The organism is Clostridium pabulibutyricum (assembly GCF_058242705.1).
This window is the reverse complement of record NZ_JBZAYZ010000007.1, coordinates 24,119-48,991: the sequence shown is the minus strand read 5'-3', so window position 1 is coordinate 48,991 and position 24,873 is coordinate 24,119. Positions and strand designations below refer to the sequence as shown.

General features: G+C 29.6%; 21 protein-coding genes and 1 CRISPR repeat array. Of the genes, 6 read left to right on the top strand and 15 right to left on the bottom strand.

Annotation, left to right across the window (positions count from 1 at the left end; genetic code table 11):
* Positions 1-5: 5 nt before the first annotated feature.
* From AC4CVH_RS09015 to AC4CVH_RS08985, 7 genes are all read right to left on the bottom strand, one after another.
* On the bottom strand, positions 6-1,403 hold the full coding sequence (locus AC4CVH_RS09015) for a DNA-binding protein (protein WP_490787427.1): 1,398 nt from the start codon (positions 1,401-1,403) through the stop codon (positions 6-8).
* A 14-nt stretch (positions 1,404-1,417) separates the two neighbouring features.
* Positions 1,418-2,533 carry a type III-B CRISPR module-associated Cmr3 family protein gene (locus tag AC4CVH_RS09010; protein ID WP_490787426.1) on the bottom strand — a complete coding sequence of 372 codons (1,116 nt, stop codon included), beginning with the start codon at positions 2,531-2,533 and terminating at the stop codon, positions 1,418-1,420.
* Positions 2,502-4,502, bottom strand: coding sequence for a type III-B CRISPR-associated protein Cas10/Cmr2 (gene cas10 / locus AC4CVH_RS09005; protein ID WP_490787425.1), 2,001 nt, complete (start codon positions 4,500-4,502; stop codon positions 2,502-2,504). Before cas10 ends, AC4CVH_RS09010 begins: the two co-directional genes overlap by 32 nt.
* Complete coding sequence (cmr1, locus tag AC4CVH_RS09000) at positions 4,499-5,449, bottom strand: type III-B CRISPR module RAMP protein Cmr1 (protein ID WP_490787424.1); 951 nt, start codon at positions 5,447-5,449, stop codon at positions 4,499-4,501. The genes cas10 and cmr1 overlap by 4 nt, the downstream gene beginning before the upstream one ends.
* Before the next feature lie 1,223 nt (positions 5,450-6,672).
* A CRISPR array of direct repeats spans positions 6,673-8,874; the repeat unit is 30 nt; unit sequence ATTTAAATACATCTCATGTTAAGGTTCAAC.
* A gap of 384 nt (positions 8,875-9,258) precedes the next feature.
* A complete protein-coding gene (locus AC4CVH_RS08995) occupies positions 9,259-9,528 on the bottom strand; it encodes a hypothetical protein (RefSeq protein WP_490787423.1) in 270 nt (89 codons plus the stop codon).
* Positions 9,488-9,715 (bottom strand): hypothetical protein, encoded by a 228-nt coding sequence (locus AC4CVH_RS08990; RefSeq protein WP_490787422.1) that lies wholly within the window; start codon positions 9,713-9,715, stop codon positions 9,488-9,490. The genes AC4CVH_RS08995 and AC4CVH_RS08990 overlap by 41 nt, the downstream gene beginning before the upstream one ends.
* Before the next feature lie 94 nt (positions 9,716-9,809).
* Entirely contained in the window at positions 9,810-10,184 is a 375-nt protein-coding gene (locus AC4CVH_RS08985; RefSeq protein WP_490787421.1) for a DUF956 family protein, read from the bottom strand.
* A 268-nt stretch (positions 10,185-10,452) separates the two neighbouring features.
* On the opposite strand from AC4CVH_RS08985, the gene AC4CVH_RS08980 reads away from it, so the two are divergent.
* The 4 genes from AC4CVH_RS08980 (at position 10,453) to nagB (ending at position 14,079) form a co-directional block, all read left to right on the top strand.
* Entirely contained in the window at positions 10,453-11,184 is a 732-nt protein-coding gene (locus tag AC4CVH_RS08980; protein ID WP_490787420.1) for a GntR family transcriptional regulator, read from the top strand.
* 113 nt (positions 11,185-11,297) lie between these two features.
* The gene (gene murQ, locus AC4CVH_RS08975) at positions 11,298-12,185 is read left to right on the top strand and encodes an N-acetylmuramic acid 6-phosphate etherase (protein ID WP_490787419.1); all 888 of its coding nucleotides are present in this window, start codon (positions 11,298-11,300) and stop codon (positions 12,183-12,185) included.
* Entirely contained in the window at positions 12,182-13,330 is a 1,149-nt protein-coding gene (nagA, locus tag AC4CVH_RS08970) for an N-acetylglucosamine-6-phosphate deacetylase (protein ID WP_490787418.1), read from the top strand. The genes murQ and nagA overlap by 4 nt, the downstream gene beginning before the upstream one ends.
* 29 nt (positions 13,331-13,359) lie before the next feature.
* Positions 13,360-14,079: a glucosamine-6-phosphate deaminase gene (gene nagB, locus AC4CVH_RS08965; protein WP_490787551.1), complete on the top strand. Its 720-nt coding sequence runs from the start codon at positions 13,360-13,362 to the stop codon at positions 14,077-14,079.
* A 118-nt stretch (positions 14,080-14,197) separates the two neighbouring features.
* Here nagB and AC4CVH_RS08960 read toward each other — a convergent pair whose 3' ends face one another.
* The 5 genes from AC4CVH_RS08960 to AC4CVH_RS08940 all read right to left on the bottom strand — a co-directional run bounded on the left by AC4CVH_RS08960 (position 14,198) and on the right by AC4CVH_RS08940 (position 20,619).
* The gene (locus tag AC4CVH_RS08960; protein ID WP_490787417.1) at positions 14,198-15,109 is read right to left on the bottom strand and encodes a PTS system mannose/fructose/sorbose family transporter subunit IID; all 912 of its coding nucleotides are present in this window, start codon (positions 15,107-15,109) and stop codon (positions 14,198-14,200) included.
* Positions 15,110-15,126: 17 nt separating this feature from the next.
* A complete protein-coding gene (locus tag AC4CVH_RS08955; protein ID WP_490787416.1) occupies positions 15,127-15,933 on the bottom strand; it encodes a PTS mannose/fructose/sorbose transporter subunit IIC in 807 nt (268 codons plus the stop codon).
* 35 nt (positions 15,934-15,968) lie between these two features.
* Positions 15,969-16,946, bottom strand: coding sequence for a mannose/fructose/sorbose PTS transporter subunit IIA (locus tag AC4CVH_RS08950; RefSeq protein WP_490787415.1), 978 nt, complete (start codon positions 16,944-16,946; stop codon positions 15,969-15,971).
* 118 nt (positions 16,947-17,064) lie between these two features.
* On the bottom strand, positions 17,065-17,550 hold the full coding sequence (locus tag AC4CVH_RS08945) for a mannose/fructose/sorbose PTS transporter subunit IIB (RefSeq protein WP_490787414.1): 486 nt from the start codon (positions 17,548-17,550) through the stop codon (positions 17,065-17,067).
* 285 nt (positions 17,551-17,835) lie between these two features.
* Positions 17,836-20,619, bottom strand: coding sequence for a sigma-54-dependent transcriptional regulator (locus tag AC4CVH_RS08940; RefSeq protein ID WP_490787413.1), 2,784 nt, complete (start codon positions 20,617-20,619; stop codon positions 17,836-17,838).
* A gap of 415 nt (positions 20,620-21,034) precedes the next feature.
* Between AC4CVH_RS08940 and AC4CVH_RS08935 the strand changes: the two genes are divergently transcribed.
* Positions 21,035-22,795, top strand: coding sequence for a methyl-accepting chemotaxis protein (locus AC4CVH_RS08935; RefSeq protein WP_490787412.1), 1,761 nt, complete (start codon positions 21,035-21,037; stop codon positions 22,793-22,795).
* Between the two features lie 52 nt (positions 22,796-22,847).
* Positions 22,848-23,114 carry an HXXEE domain-containing protein gene (locus AC4CVH_RS08930; protein ID WP_490787550.1) on the top strand — a complete coding sequence of 89 codons (267 nt, stop codon included), beginning with the start codon at positions 22,848-22,850 and terminating at the stop codon, positions 23,112-23,114.
* Positions 23,115-23,159: 45 nt separating this feature from the next.
* Here AC4CVH_RS08930 and AC4CVH_RS08925 read toward each other — a convergent pair whose 3' ends face one another.
* The 3 genes from AC4CVH_RS08925 to cas2 all read right to left on the bottom strand — a co-directional run bounded on the left by AC4CVH_RS08925 (position 23,160) and on the right by cas2 (position 24,872).
* Positions 23,160-24,011, bottom strand: coding sequence for a DMT family transporter (locus AC4CVH_RS08925; RefSeq protein ID WP_490787411.1), 852 nt, complete (start codon positions 24,009-24,011; stop codon positions 23,160-23,162).
* Positions 24,012-24,058: 47 nt separating this feature from the next.
* Positions 24,059-24,457 (bottom strand): polyketide cyclase, encoded by a 399-nt coding sequence (locus tag AC4CVH_RS08920; RefSeq protein ID WP_490787410.1) that lies wholly within the window; start codon positions 24,455-24,457, stop codon positions 24,059-24,061.
* Positions 24,458-24,587: 130 nt separating this feature from the next.
* Positions 24,588-24,872: a CRISPR-associated endonuclease Cas2 gene (gene cas2 / locus AC4CVH_RS08915; protein ID WP_490787409.1), complete on the bottom strand. Its 285-nt coding sequence runs from the start codon at positions 24,870-24,872 to the stop codon at positions 24,588-24,590.
* Between the last annotated feature and the right edge of the window lies 1 nt (position 24,873).

Here is a 24,873-nt window from a genome sequence, read left to right as displayed (position 1 = left end):
TTTTCTCACTCTCTATAATTTTTTAATATTTTACTTAACTCATTGATACATTTATGATCAATTGATGCCCTTTCTGCTGAACTTATTGCTGCTTTAATATACTTATATACATCTTTATTCTCTGTTAATTCTAGTTCATCACTGTTATTTTTTTCAACCTTACTTTGATAATGAATTTTTTCACTTTTACTATCTCCATCAATTATAGGCACAACTAATATAGGATTTCCATAGACTCCTGCTATTGCATAGGTAGAATAATTGTTGCTTTTAGCATTATCTCCACTCATTCCTCCAGATTTACACTCAAGCATTATAATCTTTCCAGTTTTTGTTGCCATCATAACATCGAATTGATCTAAATTTTTTAATTTATTGCAAGGATTATTATCCTTACTTTTAGCAGAATCAACTGATATATCCGCATCAATGTCGGAAATTATATCTGTATAGCCATAACTTTTAATGATATCCATAAGATTATACAATGTCATTTTTTCCAGCATATATCCAAAAACTTTCCCTTTACAATGCTCACCAAGACTGGCCTTTAACGTATTTAAATCATCTCCTTTAAACATATCTTTTATATTTTCATTCAACCCGGAAGCTTCAATCTCTGATAAAATTTTATCGAGCACAGATTTAGTAATTTTGCTCTCATGTTTAGAATTTTTATCAGTACTTTCTTCCTTGTCATCTTTAAACCTATTAGAGTTAACTAGAAGCCTTCTCAATTCTTCATTTTTACAATAAAATTTCTGGAAATTTGTATACCATTTGTGTTCTTCAGTTTTCTCTTTCTTTATTTCTTTATAATAATCTGAAGGCTCTCTTAAATTTTCTCTATCCTTAACTTTAAATCCCATAAGTCTTAGTGCTTTAGGTATTGTAATTTCATAATTTAACTCTTGTTTTAATAAATCAAAAAGCTTTATATGACTTTTATTTTGACCATAATAGTATATCTTTTCTCTATCACCATCATAGTACAATATCACATCGTTTTCTCGTTCTTTACAATTAAGAACATACTCAGTTATAGCCATGACAAAATGTCTTTGACCTCCGGTAATATTCCATAAAACTTTTTTACCCTTTATCTTTTCTCCTATATTACTCTTTATACAATCAATTATATTTGTATGGTTACTTATCTCCTTTTCATTAAACTTTATATTCTGTATATCACAGTCAGATTTAAGTTCTAAAACTTCTTTAAGATTTTTATCCCAATTGTCATAAGCAAACTTATCTTTTAAAATTTTATTTGCTGGAGTCCTTCTTCTTATGTTATAAATATTTTTAGTATCAATTTTATGCAGCATTATAGGTATGTAATTTACCATCTGATTTAATGTTGAACATATAACAATTGCATCATATTTTTTTAACTCTTCCATATTCTCTTTCCCCCTTAGCTTATCAAGTCATCTTTTAAAGGTACAATTCTAAATTTGCCAAATCCACTGCTTTGACTTACAAAAATTTCTTGTCTTGATATATATTCCTCAATTTCTTTAATTGTCATATTCTTAAGTTTCCTTATATCCAATACAAATACTGATCCTTCTGGAAAAGCCTTAAACATTGGCTTGGGTGTATTTAGCTGTAAATCAAAGCCCCCAATATTGTATGATTTTCCAGTTGATGCCGCAATAACATCAATATCCTTTAATCTTACATTCTCATCCTTTATTATTAAAGGGCTCATTAAAACTAATTTTACATATTTATAATCACAGTCATCTTGTGGAAACAAATAATCGAAAGTATCTCTAGAAAGATACTTACAAACCTTTGATTCACCTCCTAGCTTTAAACATCCTTTATTTAAATGATCTCTTCCATCTTCCCACCAAGTTTGACCTTCTTGCGTATTTAATTCGTACTCAACAACATAACTCCAAGAATTATTGTAATCATCTTTAAATTCAGTCAAATCTACTCTATATAAATGTTCATCCCTAGCTGTATAATTTTCATTTCTTTGAATTCCAACTTTATATGCATTAGTTGTAATATCATTTAAATTTAAAATATCTATGTCATTTTCTCCATAATAATAAGATGAATAAAATGTATTTAAACTTATAAACATTCCATCACACCGCGTGCTATTTTGTGGTGAGCTAAACAAATATCTCATTTTAGCAGAAGTTTTTACACTGCCTTCTACTTTTACAATCTTGCTTATATAATTTCTATCTATATTATTATTTTTGTAAAATACGTCCAAGGGGGCAGGAATATAATAGTGTTTATCCTTATCGTTATATAAATATACATTCCCAATGGTTAAATATTTTCTAGGATCATAGATATTATTAAATGAATTTTCTTGTTTACAATTAGTGATATAATCGTTCCTTCTTTTATCATTCAACGAAAGCATTAATGAACAGATAGCTCCATAAAATACAGATGGATATGGCACAAATCTTGTAGATAACCATGTACTTTCACCTTTGTTAAAGTTTTTGCCTCCACCTAAAAACAAGTTATCCTTTGGCTTTATCTGAAGTATTGTCAATTTTTTCACCACCATTTATAATCAATTTTAGTTTTCTAACTATATGAAATACATTAAAATAGTTTTCTAAATCTATAGTATATTTACCTTTACAATTTACCTTAAGGAAACTAATCAAATTGCAATTTAATTCATCTATAGAAGCTTTAATCCTTTCATCTTGCTTTTCATCTACTTTTTTCTTTATCTTTTTCTTAATAGTACTTCTTTTAATCCATCTTTTTTGCTCTGCTTCAAGCATTTCAACAATGAAATCACATGTTACACTATCATCCAAATTTTTTTCAAAATCCATGAATTCCATTTCTAGTTCATTATGAAAAAAAGTAAATTCTCTGCAAAATTTATTTATTAAGTATTCAAATATAAAATAGTTAGAATCTTCATCTTCAAGACAATACTCAATATTCTTCTTATAATATACACTTCTTACCTCATAACCTTCATTCATTATTGAAACTACAGCTCCATTTTTAGGAATATCATAAAAATTTTTCTTTTCTTTAAATCTGTCTTTTAATTTCTCAATTTCTTCCTTTGAAGATCTAATCACTTCACCTAATGGTGTTTTATAATGGGTTATAAAAATTCCTTCTGAATAAGTTATATTCTCATATTTGCTCTCAACTATAGCCACACTATCTAAGAACTCATCTCTTATTATTTTTATAAATTCATATATTTCATCCACTGGAAGTAATACAAGCATATCATCACCGCCAGCATAAACTAACAAAATATTATTTAACTCTTCTTGATTTATCTTTTTGCGTATCTTTATAAAAAATTTATTTATGTTACCTGATAATTCTTTTTGATATTCATATAGACTAACAGTATCGTCTTCCTTATATTCTCCACTCATCCATTTTCCTAAATTATCTATGTCCATTCTATAGATACAAAAATATTTAGTTATATTTTTATTTCGTAACTTCTTAAAAGAATTTTTAAGTTCTCTAAGTAAATTATCAAAATTTTCATCATCAGTATTTATACTATCCCATAATTCAGTATACCTAAAAGAAGCTTCATCTGTAGTATTTAAACTTTTATCATTTTGGGCAACTTCATAAAAGTTCTTAAACGCATTTTCATAACCTGCATAGTCATTGTCGTCTTTAATTTTTCTTAACCAGCTTGAAACTGAGATTTCAGCAGTAGAAGGTATTTTCATTTCTTTATTATATAGACTATATAGCCTTTTAGAATAGCAGACACTGCAAAGCATTTCTTTATTTTCATCAATCTTATCATTCACACATAAATAGTTTATCTTTCTTTTTTTTACTATATCCTTCACTTCATTTAATGGAAGATTATTTTCTAATTTTCTCAAAAGCAAAAACAAACTATTTTCCTCAAAATCTTTATATTTATATATGTATTGAGAACCCTTAGATGAATTTTTTCCCATAAATATAGCATTTCTTTTCCCGCATATAGTACATTTTTTACCCTCTTCACAGCTTACTTTTACTTGTTTATAATTTTTTACTCCGTCAAAATGCCTGTACAACTTTTTATAAATCTCTTCATAATTTTTAATAATATCTTCTGTATTCTGTAATTCATAGTCTACCCAATATATATCCAAAGCATCTCTTATTTGTTTTTTTATTTGTTCTTTTAAATTATCAGTTAAATTGTCAATAACTTTTATGTTGCTTATCATTTTATCAAAATAGTAATCCCTTACTTGTTTTTCTATATTTTCTCCCATAGGTTCGTCACTCTTATATTTAATAATAAAATAATTTGGTACATTATTTTCTTTTAAATCAGATACAGCTACATCAAAGTAGGGTAAAATAAGATCTTCATTATTATCTTTTATTAAAATTGATACTCCTTTTTTAATCAAAGCTGATAATATTGAGCTGCTATTATACAAATCTTCTACCTTTCTAGAATTAATAATAAAATCTTGTACTGAACCAATAGAAAATAAAATCACCCTATTTTTCAAAGTATCATCTCCTTAAACTTGTTGTAATAATCAGTATCATCATAATTTTCACCTGATTTTCTTGAAGTATTATGTAACCTGACAATTATGGGAATAATTCTATCTTTATTACTGCCATAACATGTCACATAAACAGGACAGGCAAACCTCCCGTCTGATGCCTTATAAGTAATATTATTTTTTTCACATTCATCTATAGCCCTTTTTATTTTATTTTCATAAAAATTATTTTCTGATATAACGGCATTTGATATATTTATCTCTTCTAAATAAGGATATTCTAAATTAGGATTAAATTTTTTTCTTGAAATAAGTAATGAATTATTATTTGAAAAATCATAATAACTATCAATTCCTATATTTTCCATTAATCTTTTTATATCACTGTAAATATTTCCTGACGTTGCCCCATGACTTGAGCTATGTTTATCACTTATATAAAAAGCTCCGCAACCCCTTCTGCTTCTCTTTCCAATTCCGCCAAGTATAAAAGACAGTTTTAAAAGACTATCATAGAAGTTTATATTTTTATCAGTAAAATTCTCTTTTGAAAACCTGCGTTCATAAAGTGACATCTTGAATGCTATTTCTTTACCTGATGAAGTACACGGAATAGTTCTCTGTTTTTTTATCTTTTCACCATTTTTATCCATCTTGTTGTCATAATATTTACTAACGACATGGGAATCTTGACCCTCCTTAAATTTCCAGTTACCTTGTAATAATCGAAATTCGATTGGCGATTTAATATTATCTCCATCCCCAAATATTTTCCTTTCATCGTTCCATAACTTTTGAGGATTATCATAATAATTAAACGCTCTCCACCAAAACCTCATGGATGCTTTTACTTCTGTCAATCTAAACTCTATATATTTTTTATTACTTCCACTTGAACAAAGATCAGTAATACTTCTCAAAAAATATTCTTTACTATCAAGATACATGAAACTACCTCTCATTCCGTAAATGTATTTCTTTCCTCTGTATTAATATACAATTCTACAAATATATTGAAAACCCTCTTAAAATTGTTAAAATATTTAAATAATATTACATTATATCTATTAAGTACTAAAAAAACAAACAAATTATGCATATTCATAAGAATAATCATAACTTGTTTGTTTTTTACTATTAAGTTACATTTTATAAGTTTTTATGTAAACAATCACAATAAGGAGGGTTCTTAGTATGCTTGCAAACGCATATATGGGCTGTCCCACTTTTTTCAGCAATAAACTTCAGCTGTTCAAAATCCGTCACAATGTGAGAAGCATTTCAAAATGGTTGATTTGAACTCTTACTGCATGAACATCAATAATAAGTTTCACCTTTTCTTAAGTTCTACTGAAATAGGATGCTTTTGAAATATTATAAACTTATTAATTTTCATATCTTCTCTGTGTTTATTTATCAGCTCATTATATTGATTTTGTATTTGTATAGGCTACAATAAATAGAACAACTTTTTTAAGAATATGATATAATAAATAATTATAGAAAAGGGGAAATTAGTCATGTCTGAAAAAAAGGAAACAAAAAAGAGACATAATTATACAACGGAATTTAAGAATTATAGAACTTTATCATAATGGTAAGATGAAAAGTGTGGTACTATTTCAATAAAAAGTACAAATTAAAATGAGAAATTCCTAAACTATTTCCACGAGTCTGTGATAAAAAGTCTGTAAATTAAATAAAAACACAAGGCTTTCTATGATAAAATAAAAATTATAGGAGGCTTTTTTTATAGCAAGAAAAAAAGATGTTTACAGGGTAAAACCAATGACAGATGGTAAGAGAAATATTATAACTTCTCTTTTAAGCAAGTATAATATCAAATCTGCAGAGTATATTCAGAATTGCATGAAAAAAGTGATCTAACTCACTGAAATATATGACTTTAAGTTAACTTAAAATTCTACAGAGGTTGGAAAAATTCTTATAAGTCAAAAACTTAATAGACATGCCATAAAACCTAATGAATAACCTTCTTAAAATCTTTTCAATGATTTTCATCTTCACAAATAATATAGGAAATTACTATAAAAGATTGGAATTACAAAACCTATGACTATTTTATACAAAGAGATGGCTTGAGACTTTAAATTATGGAGAATTGTTTTGCCAGGTTAAGAACATCATGGGCAGAGCCCAAACCCAGTATTAAGGTATACATCTCATGTTAAGGTTCAACTAGTAGGGTTAGGAGAAATTAAGGTTCTTGATATATTTAAATACATCTCATGTTAAGGTTCAACATAAGTGAGGTAATGGACAATATTGCAGATGAAAATACATTTAAATACATCTCATGTTAAGGTTCAACCCCAACAATTCCATCAGCAGAAATTTTACTTTTCTTCATTTAAATACATCTCATGTTAAGGTTCAACGAAGACGCTAGAGTTAGAAGTGCACATGCACACATATTTAAATACATCTCATGTTAAGGTTCAACCTTTTCCGAAGAATACTCTACCACGTGTTAAACAAGGATTTAAATACATCTCATGTTAAGGTTCAACTCCGCATAACTCATCTATAGCACTTCCTTCCTAAATATTTAAATACATCTCATGTTAAGGTTCAACAATTGAAAAATATAAGAGCTAGAAGGTTGATAGCATATTTAAATACATCTCATGTTAAGGTTCAACTCGAAAGGATGGTTGGCAAACGTTTCTGGAGTTGGCATTTAAATACATCTCATGTTAAGGTTCAACAAATTAGATTTTGACAAAATAAAAAATAATATAACATTTAAATACATCTCATGTTAAGGTTCAACGAATATAAATCGGCAGGTAAAGATCCAATTACAGGATTTAAATACATCTCATGTTAAGGTTCAACTAAATAAAGCTGCTGCCAATCCTATAGTAGAAATAAAATTTAAATACATCTCATGTTAAGGTTCAACAGATGCCATGGCAAGGGGCTTACAATACCTTGGATAATTTAAATACATCTCATGTTAAGGTTCAACATGTTCAGCAAGCCATGTTTTGGCATGCTGTATAGCTATTTAAATACATCTCATGTTAAGGTTCAACATTTCGAGCAGACACAAATTGCATTCACAACAATGCATTTAAATACATCTCATGTTAAGGTTCAACGGAAGCTTGATTGGCGGTGGAATTGTTTCATTCCTATTTAAATACATCTCATGTTAAGGTTCAACCTTCAATGCCTCCATTCTCAAATAATCTTCTTAACAATTTAAATACATCTCATGTTAAGGTTCAACATTTAACCCCCTCAAGCTCTGCTATATATCTTGGATATTTAAATACATCTCATGTTAAGGTTCAACGCTTATATATTGAAGGATGTACAGACTTATATTGAATTTAAATACATCTCATGTTAAGGTTCAACGTAAATGTCAGTAACTAAAGAAAATTATTTTACACCATTTAAATACATCTCATGTTAAGGTTCAACTCCAATTTCTCTTCTAACAGCGTTTATCTTGCTTTATTTAAATACATCTCATGTTAAGGTTCAACGTTTCTTATGCTGAAAATGTTCCTTATTTTATATGATTTAAATACATCTCATGTTAAGGTTCAACTTTAACAACACCATTTGCTATGGAGAAAGCTTTAAGATTTAAATACATCTCATGTTAAGGTTCAACTATGCTGAATATAAATCCCTTTGTACCTTAATATCTATTTAAATACATCTCATGTTAAGGTTCAACGTGCGCAAGAACATTCCGCCATGTGGTGCTACGCAAATTTAAATACATCTCATGTTAAGGTTCAACATGTGGAAAATCCAGATGGTACTACACATACAGAATAATTTAAATACATCTCATGTTAAGGTTCAACCAGTACCTAAGCCTGTAACAGTTCCAGTACCAAAATAATTTAAATACATCTCATGTTAAGGTTCAACATAATTATATTATTTTACGCTTTTAGTGTAAAGATATTTAAATACATCTCATGTTAAGGTTCAACGAACCTGCAGATACATTTAAATTTCCGTTATTGTCATTTAAATACATCTCATGTTAAGGTTCAACCAGTTATGCACCAAACTATTGCATCACCTATGCTATTTAAATACATCTCATGTTAAGGTTCAACTGAATTAGATATTATAATTCAATATACTGTTAAATAATTTAAATACATCTCATGTTAAGGTTCAACAGATTCTCTGCTAAAGCAGAATGAGAAGATTAAGTAATTTAAATACATCTCATGTTAAGGTTCAACTTTAGAACATTATATCCTGGAATGGATATGGAAAAATTTAAATACATCTCATGTTAAGGTTCAACTGGGATATGGCGGCTTTAAGATTGTCAAACATAGATATTTAAATACATCTCATGTTAAGGTTCAACCTGTGTAAAATAGCCATTCCTTATTTTTATTATATACCTTCAATCCGCACAAATAAAGGATTTCTCTGAAATTTTTCCAACCGTTTTTGATTTTTCGTAAATCAGCTAAAAAATCCTTATAAACCACTGAAATGTATAGATTTAAGGCACTTTTAAATTTCTCAGAGGTTGGAAAAATTCTTAGAAGTCAAAAACCTAATAAATAACCTTCTTGAAATCTTTTCAATGATTTTTCATCTTCACAAATAATATAGGCAATCACTATAAAAGGTTGGAATTACAAAGCTTATGACTATTTTATACAAAGAGATGGTTGGAAATTTCAAATTATGGAGAATTATTTTGCCAGGTTAAGAACTCGATGAGTAGATCCCAAACCCAGAATTATGGTGTACATCTCATGTTGGAGTTCAACTGTTTTACAAGATATATTCTGCCTTGGTTTTCAATACTCATCTTCCAAAAATAATTTTCACTATCTTCATTTGATTTTAAATACGGCTCTAAAAAATCCCATACCAATTCTTTATTTTTCTTTATAAATTTGAACCCTGCACAAAAGCTGTCACAGATTCCCCATCCATTGATTTTTGGAATAAACTCTTCCACAAGTTCAAGTCTTTCTTTGGCAATTTTTACGCACCCTATAGCCATAGTATTCAGCTTTCGCTGTTTTTAAATACTCTCTCCAGTCTCCTTTTGCTATTTCTTTTGCAAGTTTTCTGAGATCTGGAATTCTAACTCCCACCATTTTGGAATTGCTGGCTAAAAGTTTGGTGTGAAATTCTTTATATTTTTCATCTTTTAATTCAAATATTCTTTTTCTTACTTTATCTTTCAACAATTTTGTCACATTAGCATAAAAAAGAGCACTTCCTTTGCTAAGAAAAGTACCCCTCTTTTCATATTCTTGAACCAATCTATATAAGCTATTATCAACATTTCTTAAATTTCGATTTCACTCCTTGCTTGACCACATCAAAAAAACTTAATGATTGAACCATATGATTTGGCTCAACATACCTTCGAACAGCACGAAGTACTTTTTTTGCCTCTTTAGAAGCAAAAGTATAAGTACCATTTTTCTTCGTTTTGATAGCATATCGTGGAATCCACTTTCCTTTTAGTATTACAGAGGCAATAACATAGTCAACCTCTTCCCAAGGAATTTGGATATATTTTCGAGAGTCACGAGAACTATAAAATTCAAACCCTTTGTCACCGATCATGATTTTTCCATAGTATGTAAATCCCGCAAAGGCTGTTGCGTCCATTACTAGATCTACCTTTGTATTGAGCGATTGAACCATACGATCTACCTCTTTTCTTTCATATGACTTATACACACATTTGTACGATGACTACCATCCTAGATAACGATTTCTAAGCTTATTTCTATTATATATTTTTCATTGGTTTCTATCAAGTAGATGATGCTTTCAGTTTTAAGATGTACTGAAACTTTTATTTAAATTGCTGATAAGCTGCATATTGGTATATACAACATATCAACTATATGTTATACTAAATGTACACTAAGGATTTGAATATCCAATTATTATACAGGGAGGTCATGGTTTGAAAAAAATTTCAAAAGATAGTCCAGTGCCTATTTACTACCAAATTAAAGAAATCCTTTTAGAAATGATTGAAAATGAAGAATTAAAACAAGGAGATACAATACCTACAGAAAGGGAACTATGTGAAATTCAAGGAGTTAGTAGAATGACTGTAAATAAAGCCATTCTTGAATTAGTAAATCTAGGAGTATTATACAGGGAACAAGGGAAAGGTACTTTTGTAGCAAAATCAAAAGAAAATCATCAATTAAAATACCTGAAGAGCTTTACAGAGGAAATGAGTGAACGAGGAGTAAATAGTACTGTAAAAATTTTGTCCTTTGAAATTAAAGAAGCCACAAAGCAAGTAAAAAACTTGCTTAGCTTAACTGATAAAGACAACAAAGTCATTGAAATAAAAAGGCTTCGAATAAGTGAAAATGAACCCGTAGCAATTGAAACTGCGTTTATTCCTCATAGTCTCTGTCCCGATATGACTAGAAAAATGATAGATGGAAAATCATTATATAATGTATTTAGGGATATATATAAATATTATCCTAGTAAGGCTAAACAAAGCATAGAGCCTATACTGCTTAATGACTATGAGAAAAAGCTTTTAAATGAGCCAAGCACTTCCTTGGCCTTATTATTTAAAAGAAATACGTACACAAAAGAAGGCATTCATATTGAATACACTAATGCAATCTATAGAAGTGATAAATATAAATATGAAGTTATATTAGAGTAAATAAATATGGCTGTAATAGTATAGTTTCTCTTTCTATAACAGATATTGTATATACAACTATATATATATACTTTTAGGATAAATATATTTGTAGTAAAGGTGATGTATTGTATATGTGTAAAGAAAACAACATAGCAAACTTAGATAACTTAAGCACATTAGAAATTATAAATAAAATAAACGAGGAAGATAAAAAAATTGCTTATTTTGTAGAACGAGAGTTAGATCAAATATCAAAAGCAGTAGATTTAATTGTAGAAGGTTTCAAAGGCGGTGGAAGACTTATATATGTAGGGAGTGGAACTAGTGGCAAACTTGCAGTTATAGATGCTTCTGAATGTCCGCCAACATTTGGGGTTGATGATTCTATGGTGCAGGGCATTATTTCTGGTGGTAAAGATGCATTAAGCGGATGGCTTGAAGATACTGAAGATGATGAAGAACTGGCACTTAAGGATTTGAAGGCCATAGACATAAACAAAAATGATGTTTTAGTAGGAATAACTGCTAGTGGAAATACTCCATATGTGATAAGTGCCCTGGAATATGGTAGAGAAATTCAGTGTAAAACTATCGGAATAATGTGCTCTACCAGTGGAAAAATTAAAGATATTTGTGATTTAACCATTTCAGTAGATGTTGGGCCTGAAATTATAATTGGCTCCACAAGAATGAAGGCAGGAACAGCACAAAAAATGATTTTAAATATACTTAGCACGACATCTATGGTAAAACTCGGAAAAACATATTTGAATTTAATGGTCAATGTAAAACCAATAAACAAAAAGCTTCAAGCTAGAGTAAAAGAAATAGTTTATTTAGCTACAGGAGCTAATAAAAATAAAATTAATGAAATACTAAATAACTGCAATTATGACACTAAAGTAGCTATAGTTGCTATAAAAACCGGCTTAAGTATAAACGAAGCAAAATCTATGCTAGAAAAACATCATGGGATAATAGCTAAAGTTTTACAGAATTACAAGGAGGCATTACAATGAGAGCCATAATAAACGGGAAAATAATCTTGCCTAATAGTGTTCTTACAAATAAAATATTAGTTTTTGATAATAAAATCATAGATATACTTGATGAAAAAGATTTTAAATGTAAAAAATATTTAGATGCAGAAATAATCGATGCAAAAAGAAATTATGTATCTCCTGGATTTATAGATATTCACATTCATGGATCTGGCGGCTATGACACAATGGATGCAAGCACTGAAGCTCTAAAAGGTATTAGCGAAGTTATAGCAAAAAATGGAGTTACAGCATTTCTTCCAACTACTATGACTATGGATAAAAAGAAAATATATAAGGCATTAGAAGCTATAAGACATTGCATGACATTAAGATTAAATGGGGCTAAAATTTTAGGTGCTCACTTAGAAGGTCCTTTTATAAATGAAAAATATAAGGGAGCACAAAAAGACGATTATATAGCTCTGCCACAATATAAATTTATTGAAAATTACAAAGATGTTATAAAAATAATAACACTTGCAATAGAAAAAGATGCAAATTTTGAATTTATCAAGCAAGTAAAAGAAAATACAAATATTATTTTGTCTATTGGACATTCTGATGCATCCTATGAAGAAGCCATGAAAGCTATAAATCTTGGAGTAGATAACGCCACTCATATGTTTAATGCCATGACTGGTCTCAATCATAGAAATCCTGGTATTGTTGGAGCTATTTTTAATAGTAATGCTTACGCTGAAATAATCGCCGATACAATTCATATTCATCCAGCAATATTTAAGATAGTTAAAAATATAAAAGGAACAGATAAAATAATTTTAATAACAGACTCAATGAGAGCAGGATGTTTAAATGACGGTATTTCAGAACTAGGAGGACAAAAGGTCATTGTTAAAGATAATTCTGCAAGACTTGAAGATGGAACACTTGCAGGAAGTGTACTCAGATTAAATATTGCAGTTAAAAATTTTATGGGGCATGCTGGTATACCTATATATGAAGCAGTTAAGATGGCTTCCTTAAATCCAGCTAAAAATCTTAAAATTGATAAAAAAACTGGAAGTATTGAAATTGGAAAAAGTGCTGACATTATAATATTTAACAAAGATTTTTGTATAATGGAAACTATTATTAATGGAGAAACAATATATAAAAAATAAATGTGATAGGGATGATTTTTTTGGAGCTAATGGTTGTAAAAAATTATGAAGATATTGGTAAAAAAGCAGCAGAAATTTTAGAAAAGCAAGTAATGTCAAAGCCAAATAGTGTTTTAGGACTAGCTACAGGAGCAACTCCTCTAGGTATGTATAAGGAATTAATAAAAAAATACAAAGAAAATAATATTGATTTTTCAAAAGTAAAAACTTTTAATTTAGATGAATATTACGGAATTCAACAGGGCAATAGTCAAAGTTATTATTTTTATATGATAAATAATTTTTTCAAATTCATAAATATAAATATTGATAATATAAGTATACCAGATGGTACAGCTGCCGATGTTAAACAAGAGTGTATAAATTATGATAAGAAAATAAAAGAAGCAGGTGGAATAGACATACAAATCTTAGGAATAGGCGTGAATGGACATATAGGGTTTAATGAACCTAATGATAGTTTTGAAGCCTATACTCACCTTGTAAATCTCGATAAAAAAACCATAGAATCAAATTCAAGGTATTTTAATTCAGTAGGTGAAGTTCCAGTGAAAGCTATAAGCATGGGAATAAAAACTATATTACAATCGAGAAAAATTATCTTGTTAGCTTCTGGAGAAGAAAAGGCGGAGGCTATATACAATGCTATCAATGGTAAAATTTCTCCAAAACTACCTGCATCGATTTTACAGATGCACAATGATGTAACCATCATCTTAGATAAAAATGCCGCTAAGTTAATATTATAAAAAGTGTAATGTTGATATTTTTATTACTGCCAAACATATATAAGGAGCGTACATAGATTTATGTTTACACCTATGTACGCTCCTTTTTTCTAGCTTTACTTTAACTTTTAAAAAAATATTACATTAAACCAGCTAAGTGGAAAACAATACCAATTACGAACAATCCAAGAATAATTATAATTGGAGATACCTTCTTCTTAAGCAACCACATACAAATAAGTGTTACTGCTAATCCTGCAAGCCCAGGAATTAGTGAATCTAAGTTGTTTTGAAGCGTTGTAATTTTATGATCAGTCAATGATAAACCAGACGCTTGCTGCAATAGAGCTTGTTTAATACCATTTGCTCCATCAGGAAGTTTGCTCCAATCAATGTAAGCACCAGGACTTAATTGAACAGATGATACTGTAGGCGTAAATTTAACAGATACCCATCTATTAACTAATGATCCTAAAATGAACATACCAAGTATGGATGCTCCTTTTGTAATATCTTGTAGTAAATTACCTGATAAATCATCGGTAATACGGGAGCCTGCTTTGTAACCGAACTCTTGCGTATACCACATAAATCCCATACGTATAATGTTCCAAGCAAAGAAATAGATAAACGGTCCAAGTATATTACCACTCATAGCAAGAGAAGCAGCTAATGCTCCTAAAATTGGTTTAACAGTAAACCAGAAAACTGGATCTCCGATACCTGCTAAAGGTCCCATCATACCAATTTTAACACCTTGAATAGTTACGTCATCGATTGGTGCACCGTTTGCACGTTCTTCTTCCAGCGCTAATGTTACACCAATTATTGGCGAAGCTACATATGGATGAGTATTAAAAAACTCCAAGTGACGTTCCAATGCAGCTGCACGTTCTTCCTTAGTCTTATATAATTTTTTGATTGCGGGAATTAATGTAAACGCCCAACCACCATTTTGCATTCTTTCATAGTTCCAAGAACCTTGAAGGAAAAATGAACGCCACCAAACAGAAATACGATCTTTTTTTGTTAATTTTAATTCATTTGACATTTTCGCTCTCTCCCTTCTTAGTATCTATCAATAAGATCACCTAATGGATCACCAGTATTTGAACCACCGCCATTACCTGTACCACCTTGCTTACCAAGTTTTAAGTAGATAAGTGCTAACGCTACACCTATTGTGCCTAGTCCAATAAGTGTTATTTGTGAAACAGTTGCTAATACAAAACCAATTGCGAAGAATGGCCATACTTCTTTCGTAGCCATCATGTTTATTACCATTGCATAACCAACAGCTACAACCATTCCACCACCAATTGCCAAACCATCTGTTAACCAAGTAGGCATAGCACTAAGTAATGAACGAATAGAGCCAGCTCCAACCGCTAAAATCAATGCTGCTGGAATTGCAATACGCACACCTTGCATACAAATAGCAATAATATGCCACATTTCAATTTTTCTAATATCTCCTTTTTTAGCAGCAGCATCCATGAAATGTACAATTGCTGTAGCAATAGTACGACAAATAATTGTTAATAATAACCCTGCAACTGCTAGAGGAACAGCAATAGCAATCGCCGAAGCAACTCCTGCTTCGCCTTGACCTCCAAGAACTAAAATAATTGCAGATGCAACAGATGCTAATGCTGCATCAGGTGCTACGGCAGCACCAATATTTGCCCAACCTAAGGCAATCATTTGAAGGCTACCACCTAATATTAAGCATGGTATTAAATTTCCTGTAACTAAGCCGATTAACGTACACGCAATTACTGGTTGGTGGAAATGGAATTCATCCAAAATACCTTCCATACCAGCTAGAAATGCTACGAAAACGACTAATATCATTTGAATAATATTTAGACTCATGATTATTAATCCCCCATTTCTTTTAAATAGTTAGATTATTTTAATTTATTTAATTCCTCTTGTGCTTTTTTAAGTATTTCCCTCATATTTCCCTTTGAATCATTTGGGACCTTACGAACATCGAAATTAAGTCCAGCTTTATTAAGTTTATTGAAAGTATCAATATCATCTTGATTGAAAGCAAGCACTTTGTTTGGCTGAACCTTACCTATAGAGTGAGCCATAGAACCGACATTGATAGTCTTTAGTGGTACTCCCCCCTCTACTACTCTAAGTACATCCTGTGGATTTTCAAAAAGAAGCATTGCACGTTGTCCACCAAAATGTTGATCATCTTTTGCAAGTTTAATCATATGATCAATTGGTACAACATGAGCTTTAACACCTGGAGGAGCCGCTTGTGTTATCAACTTCTTACGAAGTTCATCTTTAGCTACGCCATCTGACACTACAATAATTCGTGTAGGGTTTACAGTTTTTGTCCAAGCAGTTGCTACTTGCCCATGAAGTAAACGAGAATCAATACGAGCTAAAACATATTCAAATGATCCAGGTGCACCTCCATTAGAGTTTGCAGCAAAAGCTGGAGAAACTTTATCAGTATCTTCTGGTTCTAATTCTTCAGGCTTAACTTTAACTCCTCCCCTAGCTGTTTTTAGAATATTTGCCGCAATCTCATGTGCGGATTCCATTGAAAGACGTGCTCCATAAGCTTCAATCACCATTGGTAGATTCATACCAGCTACAATTGCCCATTTATCTTTGTGTTCTTCAAATAGACTATTTGCTTGATTAAACGGTGTACCGCCCCAAAGATCAACTAAGAATAAGACCTCATCTTGGTTGTCAAGGGATGCAATTGCATCTTTCATTTTTGCTTTAATATCATCAGGGCCTTCACTAGGCATCAACATAACGGATTGCACGTTTTTTTGTTTTCCAAAAATCATTGTACTAGATTGTAAAATGCCTTTAGCAAATTCTCCATGACTAGCAAGAATAATTCCTACCATTTTTATACCTCCTATTGTTTTATTTATTACAGAAAAGTTTATATAAAAGTTCTAAAGAACCTGTAACCAAAAATAATAACTATAATAATATTAATTTTTTTTCCTTAAAATAGACCAATTATTTTAATTCTTTTAGCTTCGACATTAAATCTACTTTTGAATCTGAAGAAACCTTTCTTATTTCTAATTCAACACCTTTTTCATTTAATTTTTTGAAAGCATGAATATCTGTATCATTTACTGATACCACACTAGTTATTTGCCTTTTTCCTTCCTTAAATGACATACCACCAATATTTACACTCTTTATGTCTACTCCGCCGTCAACCATTCTTACGACATCAGTTGGATTTGTAAATAACAGTAATATTTTTTCATCTATATACTTTAGACCATTATAAACTCTTATGGCTTTATCAATTCCTAAAACATTTACTCTAATTCCTGGAGGTGCAACTTGTTCCAAAAGTATCTTTCTAATTGAGTCCTTTTCTACATCATCATTACATATAAGCATTCTTTGACATTTCGTGTATCTTGACCAATTTGTTGTTACTTGACCATGTATTAATCTGTCATCAATTCTTGCCAATACTATATTCATTATGAATCGTCAACCTCCTCACTGCTATTATCTAATATCCCTTTTAATGAATGAACTTATACATATAACTAACTATGTTCATGTTTCCGTTTACAATTCCTAATATCTTCTATTTATTTACAGCAAGTTATATGCCAAATATGTGTATCAAAAAATCTTAAAGCACTGATTCAGTGTAAAATCAGTGCTTTAAAGCAATTTTAATTTATTAAAATCATTTTTATTGATACACTATTTTTGTTTTTTAATACTCTAATATTTCTTTGGCAATGTTTTTGATATACTTTATTGAAACATTTCAGCAATATAGTAAATTTCATCATCATCCAAAACAACATTCAATGAACTTTTGAATATATCAGCAGATTTTTTAATAATTTTGAGTACCTTCTTATCTAACTTTGAGACATCATCCTTATATACTAAACCATCCTTAATTACCATTCTCTCTAATGCGCAGCCTACATGAATCATTAGTCTCATGCGCATTGAATTATCAAAATGTAGATTCATTTCTTTTTCTAATACACTTGAAAATTTTATTAATACATTTATTATCTTAGATGGATTTAGAAATGTTAAAAATTCATTTAAACTATCTTCACATAAATCTTTTACTACTATATTTTGCTCTCTATTTGTTATTAAAATATTATTGTTTTGTATTATATTGATTAAATTATTCTCTCCAGATCCATTAATTAAATCCTCCAATGAAATAAATGGTGATTCTATCTTTGGATCAATAATTCCAACAGAAGCAATAATATAATAACTTTTTTTTATTGATTCTATTCTTTCGTTAAGTTTATTTATACCTACAGATATTATATCTATTTTCTCATCTGTCAAGTTTGCAATAATGTCACTAACTAAATCTTTAAGTTTTTCAGCGGCTCCCTGTCCGCTGCTGCAAATAGTTATTATAGCCTTACGTTCATTAGCCGTAATATAATTTTCTACATATCTACCATACCCTCTAAACTCCTTAAGTGAATCATATATGCTATCTAAATCCATATCAACGATATTCGCCTTTCTAATTGCCTCTAAAACCAAAGGGGTAGATACCATATCTATACTTTTAACACTTATACCAGTTTTTTCTGTAATAATAACATCAAAATTTGCCAGAGATCCCATGTCTACTAAAAGTAATACGCCCTTACCCATATCCATCTCTTTCACTTTTTCTGTTACGTCATCTAATATTTTTTTAGGATTCACTTCAAGCGGCATATCTATAGCTTCTATAGCACCGTCACCTAAAAGCTTTTTAGCAACATTCACCATACTACTTGCTGTACTGCTTCCATGTTCAGCAACTATTAGTGCAACATGTTCATTATTTTGATTATCCTGAATTGAACTAAGTAGTAAAGTCAAATATACTGCCTCCATATCAGGGACCACCATTTTATACTTCTTTTCCACCAATCCTTTAATTTCAACAGAAACATTATATTCATCGGGGTTATCTTTAATAATATCTTCCACATTAGCGTATTTTACATTTCTTTTATTCTCAGCTCTCTTAAAAAATGCACTTAAATGTAGACTAAGAGCATACAAGAATCTTTCATTAAATTTTTTATTCAGCCTTACTTCAACAAGATCTTTTATTTCTTCTGCAAATTCAAGTATATCTTCATTTACTATCTTGAGTATATTTTCTCTATCTTTTACATCATTCTTAAATTTATCATAAAAGCATTTTATATGAACATTTATATCTGTAGTAATGAAGTTTTTAATATACTCATTATCTGCACCTTCATCTTTTAATATTGCAGCCTTATCTTCTATAATCTTATACAAGTTAAATGGAGGCTCATAAGGGTCTTCATCTATAAGTGCTTTATATTCTCCATCAGGCGTAATAACGAGTTGTGAATCAATACATTCTGATATTTTCTCCATTTCCTTTCTTTTGCCACCTAAATGAACTATACCGTCCTTTATATCTGTTGGAAGAGATTTAAAGTCAATTTCAATACACCCCTTCCCATCTATGCTATTTAAAAAACCTTTCGCACATACAAGTTGAATATTGGATTTCATTTGTCCTACATTACCAAATGTAGGACTACCCACCAACGCTTTTACAGCTTCATCTTCAATTTTTATTGGTTTATTTACCCTATGCGCTTCATTAGATAATAAAAATTTGACCATTTCTAACTTATCCTTTATAGGTCTTTCTTCAAAGGTAGGAATTGTTATTATTATAGGTATTCTCCTTACAAATGTTTTCAACAGAGATGATTGTGGATCTTCAGTAGTTGCTCCTATTATGAGAACATTAGACTTTCTCTTTCTTTCAGTTTCTCCTAATTTATTATAAGTTCCTGTATCCATAAAATAAAATATCATTTCTTGACCTTCTGGTGGAAGTCTATGTATCTCATCCAAAAACAGTATTCCTCCATTTGCTTTCTCAACTAAGCCATCTTTTTCATTTTCAGCTCCCGTAAAAGCCCCTTTTACATATCCAAATATTTGTGAAATCAAAAGATGTGAATTGTTATAATAGTCTGCACAATTAAATACTATAAATGGGGCATTACTATTAAACTTTTTTGCATATTTTGCGTAATTATACATCATATTTGCAAATAATGTTTTTCCAACACCCGTCTGTCCAACAATCAATGTATGCAAACCATTCGGAGGATATAATACTGCTGCTTTGGCTTGCTCTATTTGATTTTTAAGACTTGTTTGTGCGCCTATTAAATCACTAAATGGATCATTATCTTTTTCATGTTTACTACTTAATTTGATTAATTCATCTATTTTCTCGAACACTAATGATTCATCTTTTAATTTACATCCAATAATCTTTTCCACAGTATTTTTTTCTAAAAATAATACGGGTCTTCCTTTGATTTTTATTATTTTTTTATCTCTAAGCAGTAAATTTAATTCCATACTGACATTATTTCTGAGTATATTTAATTCTTTTGATATCTCTAATGCACTAAATCCCCTTTTTTCCTTTATAGCATTTAAATCAAGTTTTGCGGTATTATCACGTAAACAATTATATACTTTATCTATACGCTTCAATTTAACCCCCCTTTTCTATATATAATAAGTTATATTATACTATAATACACTTCATGCGACATTATTATCCTGGTACTATGTCAAGAAAAAGTACAACTTAAAAAGAGTAAGTTGAATCTAACTACCAATTCATTACATTTTTAGACATAGATAAAAATCATCCTGCCCTAATAATTTATTTTTTATTTAACCAGCTATTTGATTGGAGTTTTCCAAGTATTTTTTTTGATATATTATTGACATATTATTGACATATTCATATATAAGTACTAAGATTATTATTGATTATTATTGTCAAGTAATAAAGATGTGCTAACAAAAAAGGAAGGCAGGTGAGAACCGTTATAAATTTATTAAAACCTATACATTCTCAAAGATATTAGATTTTTTTAGATTTTAGGTTAACGGTAAACAAATGAAAAACTCCCACAATAATCAACTTAGTAAAAGTTTCTTAAAGTCCTATTTAATATTTTTTATTTTAATAGTATTCTCAATTATTATTATAGCTTCAGTTTCTTTTTTCAGCGCTAAAAATGCCTTAAACAAACTTGGCGAAACTGCTCTTAACAATAGAATACAAATGGGACTTGCTATGATGGATAGTCTGCAAGATCAGGTAGATTCAGGTAAAATAAGCAAGCAAGATGCTCAAGAAATATTCAAGTCAAAAATGTTAGCTCCAAAGAAACAAAATGGAAAAACAAGAGGACTTAATTCTAAATTAGAAATGAATATAAGTGCATATATGTATGCAATCAACAAAGACGGTATAGAAGTTATGCATCCTTTTAAAGAAGGAGAAAATATTTCAAAAGTTACCGATGAAAACGGAAGAAACTTATCAAAATTAATAATTAATGAGGCCCAAAACCATGAAAACGATGGAATAATCAATTTCAAGTGGAAAAATCCAGGAGAAAGCTTTAGTAAAATGAAAATAAATTCTGTTGCTTATTTCAAACCTTGGGGCTGGTATATAAATGTAGGATGCTACAAATCAGATTTTTACAAACCTGTATACGGAATACTGAAATTAATAATAATTATTTCAATAGCATTAATTTTAATTTCATTAGCATTTATAATTATATTAATGAAAAAGAAAATAAAACCTTTAGGGCAGATTGTTGAGTCCATGGAGATGGTATCCAATGGAAACATGCAGGTAAACCTAAATATAAACAGTACTGATGAAATAGGTTATATAGGTGCCACATTCAATAAAATGGCAGTAAATATCAGGAACATACTTATACAAATAAAAGAATTGTCTGAAACATTAAACATCAAAACTACAGCGATAAATTCTTTTACAGATACTACATATGAAAGTTCAAACAATGTAAAAAAAGCTATGGAACAGATTTCTTCCGATATAAATTCATCTACAAAAAATATACAAAACAGTTTTGAAAGCATAAAATTTTTAGCTCAAAATATAAATGAAGTAAGAACAAACAGTATTTCAATGAAAAGTGAATCTACAGCTGCCAGTGATTTAAATTCAAATATCATAAATATACTTACAGATTTAGAAAATAAAAATTCTGAAAGTATCAACTCATCTAAAGACACTAATTTAAAAATAGAAGAGTTATTGGGTAAATCAAATGAAATAGTTCCTATAATAAATGTTATAGAAAATATATCAACCGAAATAAATTTATTGTCTTTAAATGCATCAATAGAAGCTGCAAGAGCTGGAGATGCCGGAAGAGGCTTCGCAATCGTTGCAAACCAGATAAAAAAATTATCAAATGATACTTCTAATTCAGTTAACAAAATACGTGACTTAATTAATGACCTTATATCTGCAATCAATACTTCAGCAGACAGCGTTAAGAACTCCTTAATTGTAGCTCAATCTCAAGTAGAAACAATAACTGAAACAAAAAATACTTTAAACAAAGTTATTTCTTTTATACAAAAAATACCTACAATGATTAATGAAAATGTATCTAAAATAGATAGCATATATAAAAGTTCAGATTTAGTAACCTCCTCTATGAATTCAGTGATATGCACAACTGAGGAAATATCATCATCCTCTGAGGAGATAACCTCATCTAGTTTTGAGGTAAATAATAATATGGAAAATATAAAAGGACTTGTGAATGAGCTAAACCAATTTTCTAACAAACTAAAAAACAGTCTGGATAATTTCACTATATAAACTTGGTAATTAATCACAGCAAAAATGAGGTGACTTTTGAAATAGGAATTGAATCAAGGCAAAAGCACCTGTAAAACTCCATACAGTTATAGACACTCTAAATAAGCACAGTAATACCCAATTTGCTTTAGCTGTACTTGAGGAAATTATTGTGCTTGTAATTATAATAATTTTATGTTTGTATTTCAATATGTACTCACTTTTTGCTGCGGTTATGCTTGCCTACGAGCTACATATAATGCTTCATATAATTCAATCAATAATAATACAGATGTACATTCCTGCCGCTGGCAGTGAAATCATTCTCTCTATTTATTGAACTCTAAATTTATTTAATATACTTATTGAAAAAGTAATTATTTACCTATGTATGTTTAATAGTTGAATAGAATACAGTGCTCAAAATAATAACCCCACCTAATATTTCTCTCGAGTTTGGAATTTCCCCTAATAAAAAAGCAGCAAAAATAATTCCATAAACTGGTTCAAGACTGGATATAATACCTGCCACCTGGGTTCTAATGCTCTTTAATCCATTTATAAATAGTGAATGAGAAATCCCGGTAAACACTGTACCAAGCAGTACAAGTAATACTATATCTTTAGGAGTGAAAGCAGCTTTTTCTATAAATAATGAAGGTATTAATAAAACAGCCGCTACAGCTTGTTCATAAAAGGCAATTAACAAACTTGAATATTCTTTTACATATTTTCTATTCATCATTGAAAGTACAGCATAAGCAAATCCAGATACTATCCCACAAAGAACTCCCTGCGTTAAGTTATTTCCAAGTTCAAACCTTGGAACAATAAAAATGACTCCCGAAAATGTACTAATGGCAATAATTACATCCTTTAATTTAATTTTTTCCTTGAAAAAATATGGCTCAAGAAATGTAGTAAAAACAGGAAATGTCGAGAATGTAAGCACTCCTATTGCTACTGTAGAAATTTGTATGGCCTTAAAAAAGGTAGTCCAGTGGACTGCTAAAATAAGTCCCATTATTAATAGATAAAAATAATGACTTTTATTTTTTAGTCTTATATTTCTTTTCAAACAAAACATGATTACAAATAAAAATATACTTGAAAAAAAAACTCTTCCAAAAACAATTATTGTTGATGGTAATAATAATAATTTTCCAAACAAACCTGACAAACCAAACAAAAGAACAGCGAAATGAATTTGCATTAAATTTTTGTTTTCTGCATTCATATAGTTATCATCCTTACAAATTAAAAAGCTGCCACACTAGATATAATTTATTTATCTAAGGCATTTTTCAAATCTTTAATATATAATGCCTGCTGTTTTTTCAAATACAATTTGACAAATGGTTTCAACAAAATCTTTTTAGCAGTCACATTTTCTGTAAAATCAATAAAGGTTTCACCATCATGAAATAAAAATATTCCAATCCAATTACCATGCATATTGTCATTATCCATATCAAATTCATATCTCTCCATAGGTTTAAACACTGTAATTGTAAAAGTGGTTGCATAACCATCTTTAGTATATTCTATAAACTTTTTTCCTTCTTCTAATACCTTTATCCTGTCTAGGTCACTTCTCCAAGAGTAATTATCAAGTGACGTTACAAGATTCCATACTTTATCTAAACTACATATAAATTTCATTTTTATATTCGCTATTGCCATACCATACCTCCTCTATACACAATTAGTTATTACTGATTGTTTATCAATTTTATCTTATATTATTTTTTCACTGTTGTCTCTATCAAAAATTTCTCTGTGTATTTCCTGAAGTTCTTTTAAAACTCATTTTCTACAATATCAAATTTTCAGTGTTTTTATCATTTGTTCCAAGGGTTTCTTCCTCAAAACAACTGTCATTCATAAGCTTTATTATCGTTACAAAGTCGCCGCTTTCCACTATTTTATTCAATTCACCTTTTAATTTTATCATTTTTGAAGGAGTTATGGCTCCCCTGAAAACAGAATTCTGGTGGTGATGAAAATATTTCTTGCAGACTTTAAATACCTTGTTTACTCTTTTTTCATTTACGTCATAAAATAAAAACGCATAATTAAAGTTAAAATTTCTTCCCACA